The organism is Bosea sp. AS-1, from assembly GCF_002220095.1.
GTDB lineage: Bacteria > Pseudomonadota > Alphaproteobacteria > Rhizobiales > Beijerinckiaceae > Allobosea.
On sequence record NZ_CP022372.1, the window covers coordinates 3,473,569 to 3,489,326 of the forward strand.

Here is a 15,758-nt window from a genome sequence, read left to right on the forward strand (position 1 = left end):
TATTTCACTTCCATTGGAGAAGTTTGTTTTGGCGGACGCTTCAAGACGCCCTTGCAGCGCGAGCCTCAATGGAAATCCCGCGATTTCGGCAGGATGCGGACGTTGCGCGGGTGACGATGGCGCGGCAAAGGCGGGTTCTTCAGTTCGTCGACGGGCATGGGAACCTCGGCGCGGTGCGTATCCGAGAGCGACAGCAGGTCGATCGAACGGTCGACGATGCGCTGGGCCATCAGATGCACCACGCCCTCGACACTCTTCTGCACGCGGCCCTCGACCAGCATCAGCCGCGCGCCCATGACCTCACGGCGGAAGCGCTCGAACAGACGCGCCCAGATCACGACACTGGTGATGCCGGTTTCGTCCTCCAGCGTGACGAAGATGGCGTTGCCATTGCCCGGCCGCTGGCGCACCAGCACGACGCCAGCCGTGCGGGCGAAGGCGGCATCGGGCCTAGCCTCGGTCTCGGCGCAACTCAGCACGCCCTCACGCTGGAAGCGCGGGCGCAAAAGCTGCATCGGGTGACCCTTCAGCGAAAGCCGCACGGTCTGGTAATCGGCGACGATATGCTCGGCCAGCGGCATGACCGGCAACGCCATGCTCCGCTCCGAACCCAGTTCGCGCGCCTGCGCGACCTGAAACAACGGCAGCGCCGGGTCGTCCGGCAAGCGACGCACGGCCCAGAGCGCCTCGCGCCGATCCAAGCCGAGAGACCTGAAGGCATCGGCATCGGCGAGCAGGCGCATGGCGCGGGCGGGAAGGCTCGCGCGGCGCATCAGCTCCTCGACCTCGCGATAGGGGCCGCCGGCTTCCCGCGCTTCCGCGATGGCGTTGCCCCAATCCTCCTTGAAGCTGTCGATCTGGCGGAAGCCGAGGCGCAGTGCGAAGGGGTCCCGTTTGCTCGGCTGCTGCGGCCGATCATGATAAGAGCTTGATTCCGAAACAGCTTCCAAGCTGTTGTCCAAAAAGCTGGAATTGACATCGGCCGGGCGCGGCTCGACGCCGCCATTCTCCTCCGCCTCCCGGACGATCTGGGCAGGCGCATAGAAGCCCATCGGCTGGGAATTCAGCAGCGCGGCGGCGAAAGCCGCCGGGTAGTGCTTCTTCAGATAGGAGGAGATGTAGACCAGCTTGGCGAAGGAAGCCGCGTGACTTTCCGGAAAACCGTAGCTGCCGAAGCCCCTGATCTGATCGAAGCAGCGCTGGGCGAACTCGCGCTCATAGCCGCGCGCGACCATGCGCTCGACCATCATGTCCTGGAAATGATGGATCGTCCCGGCATTGCGGAAGGTCGCCATCGCCTTGCGCAGGCCATTGGCTTCGATGTCGGAGAATTTGGCCGCGACCATGGCGAGCTTCATGGCCTGCTCCTGAAAGAGCGGCACGCCCTTGGTCTTGTTCAGGACTTCGAGCAGCTCGTCCCTTTCACCATGTTCCGGCGAAGGGGCCGGATAGGTCACCTCCTCCAGCCCAGCTCGCCGCTTCAGATAGGGATGGACCATATTGCCCTGAATCGGGCCGGGCCGGACGATCGCGACCTGGATGACGAGATCGTAGAACTCCCGCGGCCTGAGCCGCGGCAGCATGTTCATCTGCGCGCGACTCTCGACCTGGAAGACGCCAAGCGACTTGCCCTCACAGAGCATGTCGTAGGTCGCTTCATCGCCACCTTTGACGTCGGCCAGCGCGTAATCCTCTCCCCCGTTCTGCCTGATCAGATCGAACGCCTTGCGGATGCAGGTCAGCATGCCGAGCGCCAGCACATCGACCTTCATCAGTTGGAGCTCGTCGATGTCGTCGCGGTCCCATTCGATGAAGGTGCGGTCTGCCATCGCGGCGTTGCCGATCGGCACGGTCTCGTCGAGACGGCCGCGCGACAGGACGAAGCCGCCGACATGCTGCGAGAGATGGCGCGGATAGCCCAGGAGGCGGATGGCGAAGTCGACGGCGCGGCGGATCGTCGGGTTCTTCGGGTCGAGCCCGGCCTGCCGGACGCGATTGTCGCCGATCTCGCTGCCCCAGCTCCCCCATTGCGTATCGGCGAGGCGGGCGGTGACGTCCTCGGTCAGGCCCAGCACCTTGCCGACCTCGCGGATGGCGCTGCGCGGCCGGTAATGGATCACGGTCGCGGCAATGCCGGCGCGCTCGCGGCCGTATTTCCCGTAGATCCACTGGATCACCTCCTCGCGCCGCTCATGCTCGAAATCGACGTCGATATCGGGCGGCTCGCGGCGCTCGGTGGAAATGAAGCGCTCGAACAGCACGTCATTGTCGGCCGGATCGACCGCGGTGATGCCGAGCACGTAACAGACGGCGGAATTGGCGGCTGAACCACGCCCCTGGCAGAGGATGCCCTGGCTGTCGGCGAATTCGACGATCTGGCGGATCGTCAGGAAATAGCGGGCGTATTCGAGCTTCGCGATCAGGGCGAGCTCCTTCGCCAGCAGCTTCTCGACCTTCTCCGGCACACCATCGGGATAACGGATCAGGCAGCGGCGCCGGACCAGTTCCACCAGCCAATCCTGATCGTTCCAGCCGGGTGGGACGGGCTCGTCGGGGTACTCGTATCGAAGCTGGCCGAGATCGAACTCGATACGGGAGAAGAGATGCTGCGTCTCGGCGATGGCCTCGGGCGCATCGCGGAAGAGGCGGGCCATCTCCCGTGGCAGCTTGAGGTGGCGCTCGGCATTGGCCTCCAGCAAACGCCCTGCCCGCTCGATGGTGGTGCCTTCGCGGATGCAGGTCAGCACATCCTGTAGGTCGCGCTGTGCGATGGAATCGTAGAGCGCGTCATTGGTCGCGATCAGCGGCGTGCGGGTCGCGGCGGCGACGGCCTTGAGGCGCGCGAGGCGGCGGCGGTCGTCGCCGCGCCGGTGCATGCTGGCGGCGAGCCAGACCGCGCCGGGCGCAGCATCGTCGAGCCGGGCGAGGATTTCAGGGAGCCCGTCGAGCCTGCGACCGGGCATCAGGACCAGCAGCAGGTCGCGGGCATCGTTCAGGAGATCGTCGAGGACGAGATGGCACTCGCCCTTCTTCACACCCTCCTTGCGATTGCCGTGGCTGAGCAGCCGGCAGAGCCGGCCCCAGCCGGCACGATTGGCCGGGTAGACGACGATGTCGGGCGTGCCGTCGGCGAAGACGAGGCGGGTGCCGGTCGCGAGCTTGAAGCGCTCGGCCATCGCCTGCATCTGCTCGCGGGTGAAGGGCAGATCGGCGAATTCGGGATTCTCGACCCAGATATGCTCGCCGGGGCTGCCACCTTCCTTGACCTTGTCGGGCGCCGGCAGGCCGTCCTCCCGCAACTGCCTCAGCGCCGCCCAGGCCCGCACGACGCCCGCCACCGTGTTGCGGTCGGCGATGCCGATGCCAGCATATCCGAGCAGCAGCGCCGTCAGCACCATATGCGGCCCTGGCGAAGCGCCGCGCAGGAAGGAAAAGTTCGTTGCGGCAACAGGTTCGACAAAGGAGCTGACAAGCTGATTCATGCGAAGAGCCCGTGTAGGAACCAGCGCGGCGGGGCGCTGTCGGCCTCGTAGAAGCCGATGCGGTAGAGCCAGAAGCGTCGGCCTTCAGCATCCTCGACGCGGTAATAGTCGCGCATCGGCTCGTCGCTGCCGTCGCGCCACCATTCGGGGGCGATGCGCTCCGGTCCTTCGGCGCGGGCGACGTCATGGGTGAGGCGGCGCCAGCGGAAGCGGATCGGCGGGCCGTCCGGCACTTCCGCGATAGCCTCGACCGGTTGCGGCGGCTCGAAGAGCTGGAACGGACGTGCCGGCGGCTCCTCCGGCTCGGGTTCGGGCCAGGCGGCTTCCGGCAGCGGCGCGGCTGCCGAGAGCACCTTTGCGGCACGAACAGGGTGATGCGTATCCTGTGCCGCGAAGCGTAGCACCCGGTCGCGGCCGAAGCGGGTGACGAGCCGATCGACCAGATCGGCCACCGCCTCCTCCTCCACGGCGCGGCCGTCGAGGCCGTGTTGGGACGTGCTGAAAGCCTCGCAGACCGGCACGGCGAGCTTGATCGCATCGAAGCCGAAGCCGGGATCGAGCGGATCGGCCAATGTCTCGATGCGCTCGCGATAGAGCCGAAGCAGCGCCTTTGCGTCGCGCGAGGGGCGGCCGGTTTCGAGGGCGAGGCGGCGCACCGTGCCATCGCTGCGGAAGAAACCGAGTTCGAAGACGCGGCCGCCTTCGCCGCGCGCTTCCAGCACCCGCGCCGCCTCCCCGATCAGCCTGACGACCACCGTCTCGAGGCTCGCTGTATCGGCGAAGGGCTCGGCGAAATGGCGCTCGACTACGCAATCCGGCGGCGGGCGCAAGGGCGTGATGCGGCGATCCTCATGGCCGAGGATGCACCGGAGCTTGACCGCCAGCGCTTCCCCGAAGCGGGCGGAGAGGGTCTCAGTGGGGCGCGCCGCGACATCGGCCAGCGTCTTCAGACCGGCACGGGAAAGCGCGATCACCGTTTCGGCGTCGGTGTCCAGCGCAGCGACCGGCAAGGCGCGCAACAACGCCTCCTCCTGCCCCGGCGGCACGATGCCGCCACGACCATGGCGTGCGCAGGCCCGGGCAGCATCCGGCGTGCCCGCGATGGCGGCTTTGAGCTTGAGGCCGATGCGCTGCATGGAGCGCCCGGCAAGGATGCCGAGCCCCTTTTCGCCGCCGAAGAGATGGGCACAGCCGGTGATGTCGAGCATGAGGCCGTGCGGCTCGTCGCGCGCGACCAGCGGGGTGAAGCGGTCGCAGAAGGCGGCGACATCGTCGAGGAAGTTCCGGTCCGCCTGCGGCTCAGCTTCCAGTGCGACGAGATCGGGGATGCGGGCGCGGGCATCGGCCAGCGTCATGTCCCGTGTCAGGCCGAGATGGACGGCACGCAGATCGCAATCGGCGAGGCGCAGGGCGTTGCCCTGCATCTCGACGAGGACATGCGCCTTCTCAGCCGGCGCGCCGAAGGCCGGAATCCGGCCCAGCCGCCGCAGCCTGTCCGTCGCCAGATAGGGGAACCAGAGGGCGAGATAGCGGCGATGCATCGGTTCTGCGGGGGAAAAGCCTGTCGGATCGGTCAAAAGCGGTTCGGTTCTCGAAAGTGCATCGGTCACGGTTCCACTCCACACGCCACTCACATTCCGCCACGCCGCCGCGATGGCGCAGCAATCTCAGGCCGAAAGCCGGGTTGCCCGGCGCATTCGCCTCCAGCGCCCGCGAAACGAGCGGCCGGACCTGCCAGCGCGTGCGCGCCGCGCTCGGTGCTTCCGCGGCCGCGACGCGCAGCAGCAAGGCCGTCACGCCGGAGCCTTCGGCCGCGAGCGCGAGCCGGCGGCTCGCGGTGAGATCGAAGGCGCGGGGCTCGCCCCAGGGCTCGATCAGCACGGCGCCGAGTGCCGGGCAGCGCGCGCCCTCGGCGCCGGCCCGCAGCACGCCCTCGGCATCGCGCGCCCGGACCAGCAGGAGCCGGGCCGGGTCGAGCCCGAGTTCATTCAGCCCCGGCGCATGCAGCCGACCGGTCTCGGCATCGACGAAATCCTGCCGCACCCAGAGGATCGATCTTTCGCCCCTTGCCGCCTCTCCCTGCGCCGCCCGCAGCGCCAGACCGAGCGCGAACCCCGTCGCTGCGGCGAGATCGGCCGCGCCAGCCGCATAGACCTCGTGCAGCGCCGCCCGCTCGAGTCCGCCCGACAGGGTCGCATCGATCTCCGCCGCGCCGAGCCCCACCTTCCCCGTCGCAGCCGGCCCCGTCCGCAGGGCCGCCTCGGCGAGGCTGCGGCGCAGATCGGACAAGGTTGGCGAGGCGGTTGACTGCATGGCGGCAAAGAAATTGTTCACTCTTTGTTCTTTATAGAACGCCATGCGGCGGAAGGCGAGTCGAGTCTGAGCCGTGGAGAGCAGCCGCTGACAGCGGATGGCACGGAACGCCTACGCTCGGCCGCAACACCGGGCCTATCCTGCGAAAGCCGCTGTGCCACTTTTCGCAGCAATGCTTTAGCTTTGGCGCATGTGGGGGATTCTCTCAGCCTATTGGCCGCATATCCTCGCCGTCATCTCCATAGTGATGGCGGTGGTCGCCGCCGCCCATGCGGTGATGACCAAGGACGAGGTGCGCGCCGCCATTGGCTGGGCCGGTGTCATCATCCTGTCCCCGATCGTCGGCGCCCTGCTCTACGCGATCGCAGGCGTCAACCGCATCCGCCGGAGCGCGCTCCTGTCGCAGCGCCCGGGTCATCGTGCGGGCGCCGATTCCGGCAGGCCCGTGCGGATCGGCGACGAGGAGGTCGGACGGCTGTTCGGACAGCGCTTCGCCACGCTGAAGACGCTCGGGGATCGCGTCGTGCGTCACCCGCTGACCACAGGCAACCGTATCGAGACGCTGCATACGGGCGACGAGGCCTATGCCGCGATGATCGCGGCCATCGCCACCGCCCGGCACAGCGTGATCCTCGAAACCTATATCTTCGACCGCGACCCGCTCGGCCTGCGCATCGCCGACGCACTGATCGCGGCGCAGAAGCGCGGCGTCGCCGTGCGCGTGCTGATCGACGCCGTCGGCGCCCGCTATTCGGTGCCGAGCATGGCGGGCTATCTGCGTGAGGGCGGCCTCGATGTCCGCGTCTTCAACGGCAATATCATCATGGGCCTCCGGCTGCCCTACGCCAATCTGCGCACCCACCGGAAGATCATCGTCGTCGACGGAACCGTCGCCTTCATGGGCGGGATGAACATCCGGCAAGGCTTCACCACGGAATTCGCCGGCGAAGCTTCGGCGCAAGACACGCATTTCCAGATCACCGGGCCAGTGGTGGCCGATCTCTTCGCCGTGGCGGCGGAAGACTGGCGCTTCACCGCCAAGGAGGTGCTCGAGGACGAGGGCGAGACCTGGGCGATCCGCACGCCGATCGCCGACGGGCCGGCCGTGCTGATGCGCGCGGTGCCTTCAGGGCCGGATGCCTGCCTGGAGAACAACCACAAGATCCTGACCGGCGCGCTCTCGGTCGCGCGCCGCTCGGTCAGGATCATGTCGCCCTATTTCCTGCCGGACCAGGAGCTCATCAGCGCGCTGGTGACGGCGGCGCGGCGCGGCGTCGCCATCGATATCGTCGTGCCCTCGGTCAACAATCTCGTGCTGGTCGACCGGGCGATGACGGCGCAATTCGACCAGATGTTGAAGAATTATTGCCGGATCTGGCGTGCCTCCGGCGCCTTCGACCATTCCAAGCTCTTCGTCGTCGACGGCTCCTGGGCCTATGTCGGCTCCTCCAACCTCGATCCGCGTTCGCTCCGGCTGAATTTCGAGATCGACGTCGAGGTGCTGGACCGCGATTTCGCCGGCGGCATCGACGCCCGGATCGAGGCGGTGATCGCGGCTGCGACCGAGGTGACGCTTGCCGGCCTGCGCGCGCGGCCTTATCTCCTGCGTCTGATGGACCGGCTGATCTGGCTCGGCTCGCCCTATCTCTGACATGGCGCGGGTGGACCCTGCCTCTTCGGCGCTATAGTGCCGGTCCGCCGATTCGATTCCATGCCGACACAGGCTGGCGCAGCGATGCACAAGAAGAGCCCGAGCCTGCCGGCGAGCATCATCTCCTCGCTCCGCCAGCGCAGAAGCCGGCCGACGGCCGCCTCTGCGCACGGCTCCGGACGGTCCTCCGGCACGCTGGTCGCATCCTACAACGTCCATAAATGCGTCGGCGTCGACGGCCGCTTCGACCCGGAGCGGATCGCCCGCGTCATCGCCGAGATCGGGGCGGACGTCATTGCCCTGCAAGAGGCCGACAAGCGTTTCGGGGAGCGTCACGGCCTGCTCGACCTGGCCTGGCTCGAACAGGAGACCGGCCTCGTCCCGGTTCCGCTCGGCAATGCGACGCGCGCCCATGGCTGGCACGGCAATGTCGTGCTGTTCCGACGCGGCATGGTGCACGACGTCCACCAGGTGACGTTGCCGGGACTCGAACCGCGCGGCGCGCTCGTCGTCGAGCTCGACCTGGAAAGCGGCGCGGCGCTCAGGATCGTCGCCGCCCATCTCGGCCTGCTCAGGCGCTCGCGCTCGCAGCAGGCGCGCCGGCTGATCGAGATCATGCAGAGCCGCGACGAGCGCCCCACCCTGCTCCTCGGCGACCTCAATGAATGGCGGCTGGGCGAACGCTCCTCGCTCAAAGAGCTGGGGCCCGCCTTCCGCACCTTGCCGATGCCGGTGCCGAGCTTTCCTTCCGGCCTGCCTCTGCTTGCGCTCGACCGCATCATCGCCAACCGGCCCGAAATCCTCTCAGACGTCGAGGTCCACGACACGCCGCTGGCGCGGACTGCTTCGGACCATCTGCCGATCAAAGCCTATGTCGACCCGAGCCTGCAGGGCCTCGTCCAGCCCCAGGACGAAGATACCGCCCTCGCTTCCTCGGGCGCACCGGCGCGCGCCGCCTTGTCGGAACGGCCCTTGCCCCTGCCGGAGGCGCTCCCCGGCACCGAGCGCGAGCAGCGCAACCGCGAACTGGTGCGGGAGGCGGGCGCCCGCCTGAAGCGCGTCGTCACCCGCACGCTGAAGCGGCGCGGGACTCCGCCGCGCCCATGAGACACGGATGTGGGACAAGACCTGCCGCAGGATCATGACCCGCATGCGCGACGGAACTGGCCATCCCCCGCAGAGCCGGCATTGTGCCGCAATCAGAATCGCTTGCCACGCGGACTTCAGATGCCGGTTTCGCCGTTAGAGCGCCCGAGCGCGCCGCAGCTCTTCCTGATCTTCGCCGGCATCGGGCTGACCAGCTTCGGTGGCGGCCTGAGCGGCTGGATGCTCCGGGAATTCGTGCAGCGCCGCCGGCTGATGAGCGAGGAGGACTTCCTCAACGGGCTCTCGATCGCGCAGGCGCTGCCAGGGGTGAACGTCACCAACATGGCGATCTGGATCGGCTACAGGCTCGGCGGCCGCAACGGCGCCATCGCCTCCTGGCTCGGCATCGTCGTGCCCGCCGCCCTGCTGATCGTCCTGATCAGCACCGCTTTCAGCGCGCTGGCCGGCTTCGAGCTCACCCATGTCGCGCTCGCCGGCGCCGCCTGCGCCGCGATCGGCCTGTCGCTCTCGATGGGGCTTACCGCCGCCCGGCGGGTGCCGCGCCGGGTCTTCCCACTGGCGATCATGGCCGCGACCTTCGTCGCCGTCGGCATCCTGCAATGGCCGCTGATCTGGACGGTGCTCGTCGCCGGTTCGCTCAGCGTCGCCGTCACCTACTACCACGGCTGACGGACGTCGATGCCCGCGATCGCCCTCAGCATCCTCATGGTCTTCCTGCCGCTCTCGCTGGTGACGATCGGCGGCGGGCAGAGCGCCGTCGCCGACATGCACCGCCAGATCGTCGATGTGCATCAATGGATGACCGCCTCGCAATTCGTCGACGCCTTCGCGATCTCGCGTCTGGCGCCCGGCCCCGGCTCGCTGCTGGCGACGCTGATCGGCTGGCGGATCGGCGGCGCCTGGGGGGCGCTGGCGGCGACGATCGGCATCTTCGGGCCGACCGCCCTGCTGATCTACGGCGTCGCCCATATCTGGTCACGCTTCGAGGGTGCACGGCTGCTGAAGGCGCTGGAAAAAGGCCTGCGCCCGGTCGCAGCCGGGATGATCCTCGCCGCGAGCTATGTGCTGATCAATTCGCTCGACAGCGGCTGGGTCGGCCGCGGGCTGGCGCTGGCCTCGACGGCGCTGCTGATGGCGACGCCGGTCAATCCGCTTCTGCTGATCGGCGGCGGCGCGGGATTTTTCGTGCTGCTGCACATGGCGGCGCTGGTCTGAAACAGCGTCAAGCCAGCCAGAGCGCCTGCACGGCCTGGCCCCCTCCCACTCCGCACAGGGCAAACCCGACGATCCGAGCGATGCAAGCTCCGCCCGGCACCAGCCGCTGGGCCGAGATCGCCGCCGCGACAGCGGCCATGATGCGCAGATCCATGACGCCTCCGACGAGCAGGACCGCCGTCAATCCCGCGCAGGAGGCGCAGCAGGAGAGGCCGAAACGCAGCCCCTGTCCCATGGCTGCAATCGCTCCCGCGCCACGCCAGGCCACCTCTCGGCAATGGTCGAGCCGCCTGCGCTTCCAGGCTGTCGCCTCGAAGACGCCAGCGGCGATAACGACGAATCCGGCCGCCAGCGGCATGGCACGCGCCCATGACGGCCAGCGCATCGCTGTCTCCAGCAGGAGAGCACCACCCGCGAACACCGCGCAGCCGAGCACGGTCCAGGCGGCAAGATAACCGAGGCCGGCGCAAGCTGCGGACAGGTCGGGCCAGCCCTCCCCCGACCGCGCCGCCTTCTCCCGGAACCGCCAGAGTGCCGGTGCGAGCGACGGCAGCATCATCGCCAGCGTCATGACAATCCACATGCCGAGGAAGACCGCGGCAGCCATCCCCCAGGCGCCACCGCAGAGCGGCGTCCAGCTTGTCGACATCGACCAGCCGCCGGCCAGCGGCACCTCCCCCATCCCTGCCATGGCGAGGCAGGCCAGGACCGTCGCGGCGGCACTTGCGACGAACAGGAGGGCACAGGCGCCGAAAAATCCGTACCTCGCCGTTGCGACGGAGGCGCCGGACCGATGGTCCGACGCTCCGCGACCAGCCCGCGCCTCGGCGCTCAGGCACAGCATGACGAGGCCGTCCTCACAACAGGCGCCTCATAGGCATCGCGATGCCGCCACCACGGTCCGCCGGACTCGTTGCGGCCCTTCGGCGCGCGATCGAGCCAGGGATACATGCTCCAGATCGCGTCCATGCCGCGGGCATAGCTGGAATAGGTGTGATAGATCGCGCCATCCTCCTGGATGAAAGCGCTCATTCCCGGCCGCTCGCGTTGATAGGTGCCCGCATCGGTGCCGGACATGCGCGCGAAAAGCGCTTCCGCCCCTTCCGCACCGGGCTCGCCGGCGCGCCAGTCCCGTTCCGGCTCCTTCCGGAAATTATAGGTGACGTCGCCCTGACGCTGCTGCTCCTCGGTGAAGGAGGCGCTGAAGTCGAAGTTGAAGTCGCTCGTGGCCGAGGAGGCCCAGGGGAAGGTCCAGCCCATCCGCCGCTTGAAGGCGAAGAGCTTGTCGAGCGGCGCCAGCGACACCGCCGTCAGCGTCACGTCATGATTGGCGAGGTGGACATGGATGCCGTTGAAGCCGTCGGCGATCAGCGAGCAGGACGGGCAGCCAGCGCTGAAGTCCGGCCCGAACATGAAATGATAGACCAGAAGCTGCGAACGCCCGGCGAAGAGATCCGCCAGACCGGCCTGGCCAGCCTCGGTAACGAAGCGATAGTCCTTGTCGACCTTGACCCATGGCAGGGCCTGCCGCTGCTGCGCCACGGCATCGCTCTGCCGCGTCAGCGCCTTTTCGGCCGCGAGCAGATCGAGGCGGGCCTTGAGCCAATCCGCGCGGGTTCCGGTGAGATGAGCCGTCATGATGCTTTCTCCTGTCGTCGGTTGACATTCGCCGCTCGCCGTTTCGCGATGCGGCGTCGCGATCAGGGGTAGGCCCGGTGCGGCCGGAGGCGGGAGTGACAAGTTTGGCGGGATTCGGAGCGCCGAGATGGATTCGCTGATCACAGCTGCCGGCCGGGCGCTGGCGGCGGGCGATCCCTTCGGCGCGCTCAACCGCGTCGCGCTGCGCGAGGACGCGCCGGCACTGGCGCTGCGCGGCATCGCAATGGCCCAACTCGGCGATCTCGCGCGGGCCAAGGCTCTGCTCCGGCGCGCCGGCCAGGGTTTCGGCCCGCGCGAGCCGGTGGCGCGGGCGCGCTGCGTCGTGGCCGAGGCGGAGATCGCTCTGGTCTCGCGCGAGCTCGGCTGGCCGGCGAAGGCGCTCGACGCGGCACGCGCGACGCTTGAGGCCCATGGCGACCGCCTCAACGCCGCTCATGCCCGTACCCTTGCCGTGCGCCGCCTGCTGCTGATCGGCAGGCTGGGCGAGGCCGAACGCCTGCTCGCCGGCTCCGATGCCGGCCCGCTGCCGCCGGCGCTGGAGGCGGCACGCGCGCTTGCCACCGGCGGCATCGCTCTGAGACGCCTGCAGGCGGAGCCGGCGCGAACGGCCTTCGCGCGCGCAACGGAAGCGGCAGGGCGCGCCGGCATCCCGGCTCTGGCGGCCGAGATCGAGGCCGCAACGCAGATTCTGGCGGCGCCGGCGGCGCGGCTGATCGCCGGAGGGACGGAGCGGCCGCTTCGGCTCGACGAGGTCGCGGCACTCCTCGGCTCCGGCAGCTTCGTCGTCGATGCCTGTCGCAATGTCGTGCGCGAGGCCGGCACGACCGTCCCGCTCGCGACGCGGCCGGTGCTGTTCGCGCTCGCACGGACACTTGCCGAGGCGTGGCCGGCGGACGTGTCGCGCGAGACGCTGTTGGCACGCGCCTTCCGGGCAAAAGAGGCCGATGAATCGCATCGCGCCCGGTTGCGGGTCGAGATCGGGCGGCTGCGCGCCGAGCTGCATGGGCTTGCCCAAATCGACGCGACGAAGCGCGGCTTCGTGCTGAAGCCGCACCGGGCGGGCACGGTCGCGGTGCTGGCGCAACCGCTGGAAGAGCCACATGCCGACGTGCTCGCCCTGCTCGCCGATGGCGAAGCCTGGTCGAGCTCGTCGCTGGCGCTGGCGCTGGGCACCAGCCAGCGCAACATGCAGCGCGCGCTCGAGACGCTGGCCGGAGCCGGCAAGGTCCAGTCCTTCGGCAAGGCGCGGGCACGGCGCTGGCTGACGCCGCCAGTGCCCGGTTTCCCGACAAGCTTGTTACTCCCGGCCCCGCTCCCAGATGGTTAGACCCTGCCCCGGTCCAACCGAACACAGGAGATTTCGATGACCAGGACAGCCACGATCCTCCGCGAATACGGCCCCTTCCCCGGTGTCGACGCGATCCACGGCGTCAGCTATGACGGCCGCAACGTCTGGTTCGCTTCCGGCGACCGGCTCAACGCACTCGATCCCGCCAGCGGCGAAACGGTGCGCAGCCTCGACGTTCCCGCGCATGCCGGCACCGCCTTCGACGGCCGGCACCTGTTCCAGATCGCCGAAGATCGCATCCAGAAGATCGACCCGGAGAGCGGGCGCGTGCTCTCGACCATTCCGGCGCCAGCCGGCGGCGGCGATTCCGGTCTCGCCTGGGCGGAAGGCACGCTCTGGGTCGGCCATTATCGCGAACGCCAGATCCATCAGATCGATCCGGAGACCGGCAAGGTGCTGCGCACCCTGCAATCCGACCGCTTCGTCACCGGCGTGACCTGGACCGATGGGCAGCTCTGGCATGCCACCTGGGAGAACGACGAAAGCGAACTGCAACGGGTCGACCCCGAAACCGGCGAGGTGCTGGACAGGCTGCACATGCCGGAGGGAACCTTCATCTCGGGCCTGGAAGCAAATGGGAACGGGGAGTTCTATTGCGGCGGCGGCAAGAGCGGGCTGGTCAGGACGGTGAGTCGCAAGTAGGATTCAGCACGACTCAGGGCTCCCCTACGGCGCCATCTCGCCGAGCCGAGCCTGAAGCCAGGACGGGCGTGGCCGAACGAGCAACCCGGCCACGATCTCGAAGGGTGGCGTTTGCCGAGCATGATGCCGAGATCGTGAACGGCGCTCCCCGGCTTTGCAGGGCCGGGGCATGAAACGAAGCGCAGAGGAACCTATATCTGGAATTGGGCGGCGACCGAGCGATCAGCGTCTCGACAGCGGGGCTAGTCCATAACGCCTGACAAGGGCGAAGCCCGGGACTTCCGGCAGGTAGCAAAGACCCGTCGGGCAGGAACTCGCGAGACGATCATCGGTTGATTGTTCGGGGCCGTCGCCGACAGGACGGACTATCGCTGGATGGCTGCCATGACTGAGAGAGACGGCGAGGTATTCCGCTTATTCTCCGAGGACTACCGAAGCTATTCACAAGAGGAGATGAGCCTGCAGGAATACCTGCTGGCCTGCCGCGAAGACAAGTCGATGTACGCCTCCGCTGCAGAGCGGATGGTCGATGCGATCGGCACGCCGAAACTACTCGATACCAGCCGGGACGAACGGCTCGGCCGAATCTTCGCCAACAGAACGATCAAGATCTATCCCTCCTTCGCCGATTTCTTCGGCATGGAGGATACGATCGAGCGGATCGCGGGCTACTTCCGCTACGCCTCGCAGGGGCTGGAGGAGCGCAAGCAGATCCTCTACCTGCTGGGGCCCGTCGGCGGCGGCAAATCGTCGCTGGCCGAGCAGCTCAAGCGGCTGATGGAAGAGCGCCCGTTCTATACGCTCAAGGTCGGCGGGCAGATCAGCCCGGTGTTCGAGTCGCCGCTCGGCCTGTTCCGCCCGGATCGCATGGGCGATCTCTTCGAAGACAAGTACGGGATCACGCGCCGGCGCCTGACAGGGCTGATCTCGCCCTGGGCGGCGAAGCGGCTCGACGAGTTGTCCGGCGACATCTCGAAGTTCAGCGTCGTCAAGCTGAAGCCCTCGCGCCTGCGCCAGATCGGCATCGCCAAGACCGAGCCGGGCGACGAGAACAACCAGGACGTCTCGACGCTCGTCGGCAAGGTCGATATCCGCCAGCTCGAGAATTTCAGCCAGTCCGACCCGGACGCCTATTCCTACAGCGGCGGCCTCAACCGGACGACGCAGGGCCTGCTCGAATTCGTCGAGATGTTCAAGGCGCCGATCAAGGTGCTGCACCCCCTGCTGACCGCGACGCAGGAGGGCAGCTACAACGGCACCGAGAATTTCGGGGCGTTCCCCTATCAGGGCATCGTGCTCGCCCACTCCAACGAATCCGAGTGGCTGCAATTCAAGAACAACAAGAACAACGAGGCGTTCCTCGACCGCATCCTGGTGGTGAAGGTGCCCTATTGCCTGCGCGTCACCGAGGAGCGGCAGATCTACGAGAAGCTGCTGCGCGAGAGCGAACTGGCCGACAGCCCCTGCGCACCGGAGGTGCTCGACATCCTGAGCCGCTTCTCGGTCTCGACCCGCCTGGCCGAGTTCGAGAATTCGCCGCTCTACACCAAGATGCGCGTCTATGACGGGGAGAACCTGAAGGAGCTGGAGCCGCGGGCCAAGGCCATTCAGGAGTATCGCGACGCTGCCGGCGTCGACGAGGGCATGACCGGCGTCAGCACGCGCTTCGCCTTCAAGATCCTCTCGCAGACCTTCAACTACGATACGCAAGAGCTGGCCGCCGACCCGGTGCACCTGATGTACATCCTGGAAGGGGCAATCAAGCGCGAACAGTTCCCCAAGGAGACGGAAGCCGCCTATCTCGACTTCATCAAGTCCGAGATCGCGACGCGCTATGCCGAGTTCATCGGGCACGAGATCCAGAAGGCCTATCTGGAATCCTACGGCGAATACGGCCAGAACCTGTTCGACCGCTACATCGCCTATGCCGATGCCTGGGTCGAGGACCAGGACTACAAGGATCCCGATACCGGCCAGATCCTCAACCGGCAGATCCTCGACAACGAATTGTCGCAGATCGAAAAACCGGCGGGCATCGCCAATCCCAAGGATTTCCGCAACGAGGTAGTGAAGTTCACCTTGCGGGCACGAGCCCGGAACAACGGCCGCAACCCGTCCTGGACCAGCTACGAGAAGCTGCGCGAGGTCATCGAGAAGCGGATGTTCGGGCAGGTGGAGGACCTGTTGCCCGTCATCAGCTTCGGCTCGAAGCAGGACAGCGTCACCGAGAAGCGGCACCAGGGCTTCGTCCAGCGCATGGTCGAGCGCGGCTACACCGAGCGCCAGGTCCGGCGCCTGGTGGACTGGTACATGCGTGTGAACAAGGCGGGCTGAACGCGGG

Annotated in this window: 11 protein-coding genes and 1 pseudogene; 7 read left to right on the top strand and 5 right to left on the bottom strand. The window is 67.6% G+C overall.

The features are described 5' to 3' along the window. Window positions 1-65: 65 nt before the first annotated feature. The 3 genes from CE453_RS18355 to CE453_RS18365 are packed head-to-tail and all read right to left on the bottom strand — an operon-like array spanning window position 66 to window position 5,816. The gene (locus CE453_RS18355; protein ID WP_089175887.1) at window positions 66-3,482 is read right to left on the bottom strand and encodes an error-prone DNA polymerase; all 3,417 of its coding nucleotides are present in this window, start codon (window positions 3,480-3,482) and stop codon (window positions 66-68) included. After that, on the bottom strand, window positions 3,479-5,023 hold the full coding sequence (locus tag CE453_RS18360; RefSeq protein WP_248307788.1) for a Y-family DNA polymerase: 1,545 nt from the start codon (window positions 5,021-5,023) through the stop codon (window positions 3,479-3,481). The genes CE453_RS18355 and CE453_RS18360 overlap by 4 nt, the downstream gene beginning before the upstream one ends. Further along, window positions 4,929-5,816, bottom strand: coding sequence for an ImuA family protein (locus CE453_RS18365; protein WP_198302144.1), 888 nt, complete (start codon window positions 5,814-5,816; stop codon window positions 4,929-4,931). The genes CE453_RS18360 and CE453_RS18365 overlap by 95 nt, the downstream gene beginning before the upstream one ends. Before the next feature lie 169 nt (window positions 5,817-5,985). Here CE453_RS18365 and CE453_RS18370 point away from each other — a divergent pair, with 169 nt between their 5' ends. The 4 genes and pseudogenes from CE453_RS18370 (at window position 5,986) to CE453_RS18385 (ending at window position 9,768) form a co-directional block, all read left to right on the top strand. Beyond that, on the top strand, window positions 5,986-7,446 hold the full coding sequence (locus CE453_RS18370; RefSeq protein WP_089175888.1) for a phospholipase D-like domain-containing protein: 1,461 nt from the start codon (window positions 5,986-5,988) through the stop codon (window positions 7,444-7,446). A gap of 84 nt (window positions 7,447-7,530) precedes the next feature. Next, window positions 7,531-8,325, top strand: a pseudogene (locus CE453_RS18375) (endonuclease/exonuclease/phosphatase family protein); the annotation flags it as partial. Between the two features lie 348 nt (window positions 8,326-8,673). Continuing rightward, window positions 8,674-9,222 carry a chromate transporter gene (locus CE453_RS18380; protein WP_089175890.1) on the top strand — a complete coding sequence of 183 codons (549 nt, stop codon included), beginning with the start codon at window positions 8,674-8,676 and terminating at the stop codon, window positions 9,220-9,222. Between the two features lie 9 nt (window positions 9,223-9,231). After that, complete coding sequence (locus CE453_RS18385; RefSeq protein ID WP_089175891.1) at window positions 9,232-9,768, top strand: chromate transporter; 537 nt, start codon at window positions 9,232-9,234, stop codon at window positions 9,766-9,768. Window positions 9,769-9,775: 7 nt separating this feature from the next. On the opposite strand, the gene CE453_RS18390 is transcribed toward CE453_RS18385, so the two are convergent. Both CE453_RS18390 and CE453_RS18395 read right to left on the bottom strand, forming a co-directional pair. Continuing rightward, entirely contained in the window at window positions 9,776-10,612 is an 837-nt protein-coding gene (locus CE453_RS18390; RefSeq protein WP_089175892.1) for a DUF2182 domain-containing protein, read from the bottom strand. Next, a complete protein-coding gene (locus CE453_RS18395) occupies window positions 10,600-11,406 on the bottom strand; it encodes a DUF899 domain-containing protein (RefSeq protein WP_089175893.1) in 807 nt (268 codons plus the stop codon). The genes CE453_RS18390 and CE453_RS18395 overlap by 13 nt, the downstream gene beginning before the upstream one ends. A gap of 127 nt (window positions 11,407-11,533) precedes the next feature. On the opposite strand from CE453_RS18395, the gene CE453_RS18400 reads away from it, so the two are divergent. The 3 genes from CE453_RS18400 (at window position 11,534) to CE453_RS18410 (ending at window position 15,751) form a co-directional block, all read left to right on the top strand. Next, window positions 11,534-12,754, top strand: a complete 1,221-nt coding sequence (locus tag CE453_RS18400; RefSeq protein ID WP_089175894.1) for a helix-turn-helix domain-containing protein — start codon at window positions 11,534-11,536, stop codon at window positions 12,752-12,754. Between the two features lie 36 nt (window positions 12,755-12,790). Further along, complete coding sequence (locus tag CE453_RS18405) at window positions 12,791-13,417, top strand: Vgb family protein (protein WP_089175895.1); 627 nt, start codon at window positions 12,791-12,793, stop codon at window positions 13,415-13,417. Between the two features lie 384 nt (window positions 13,418-13,801). Further along, window positions 13,802-15,751 (top strand): PrkA family serine protein kinase, encoded by a 1,950-nt coding sequence (locus CE453_RS18410; RefSeq protein WP_089177999.1) that lies wholly within the window; start codon window positions 13,802-13,804, stop codon window positions 15,749-15,751. The last annotated feature ends 7 nt before the right edge of the window (window positions 15,752-15,758 follow it).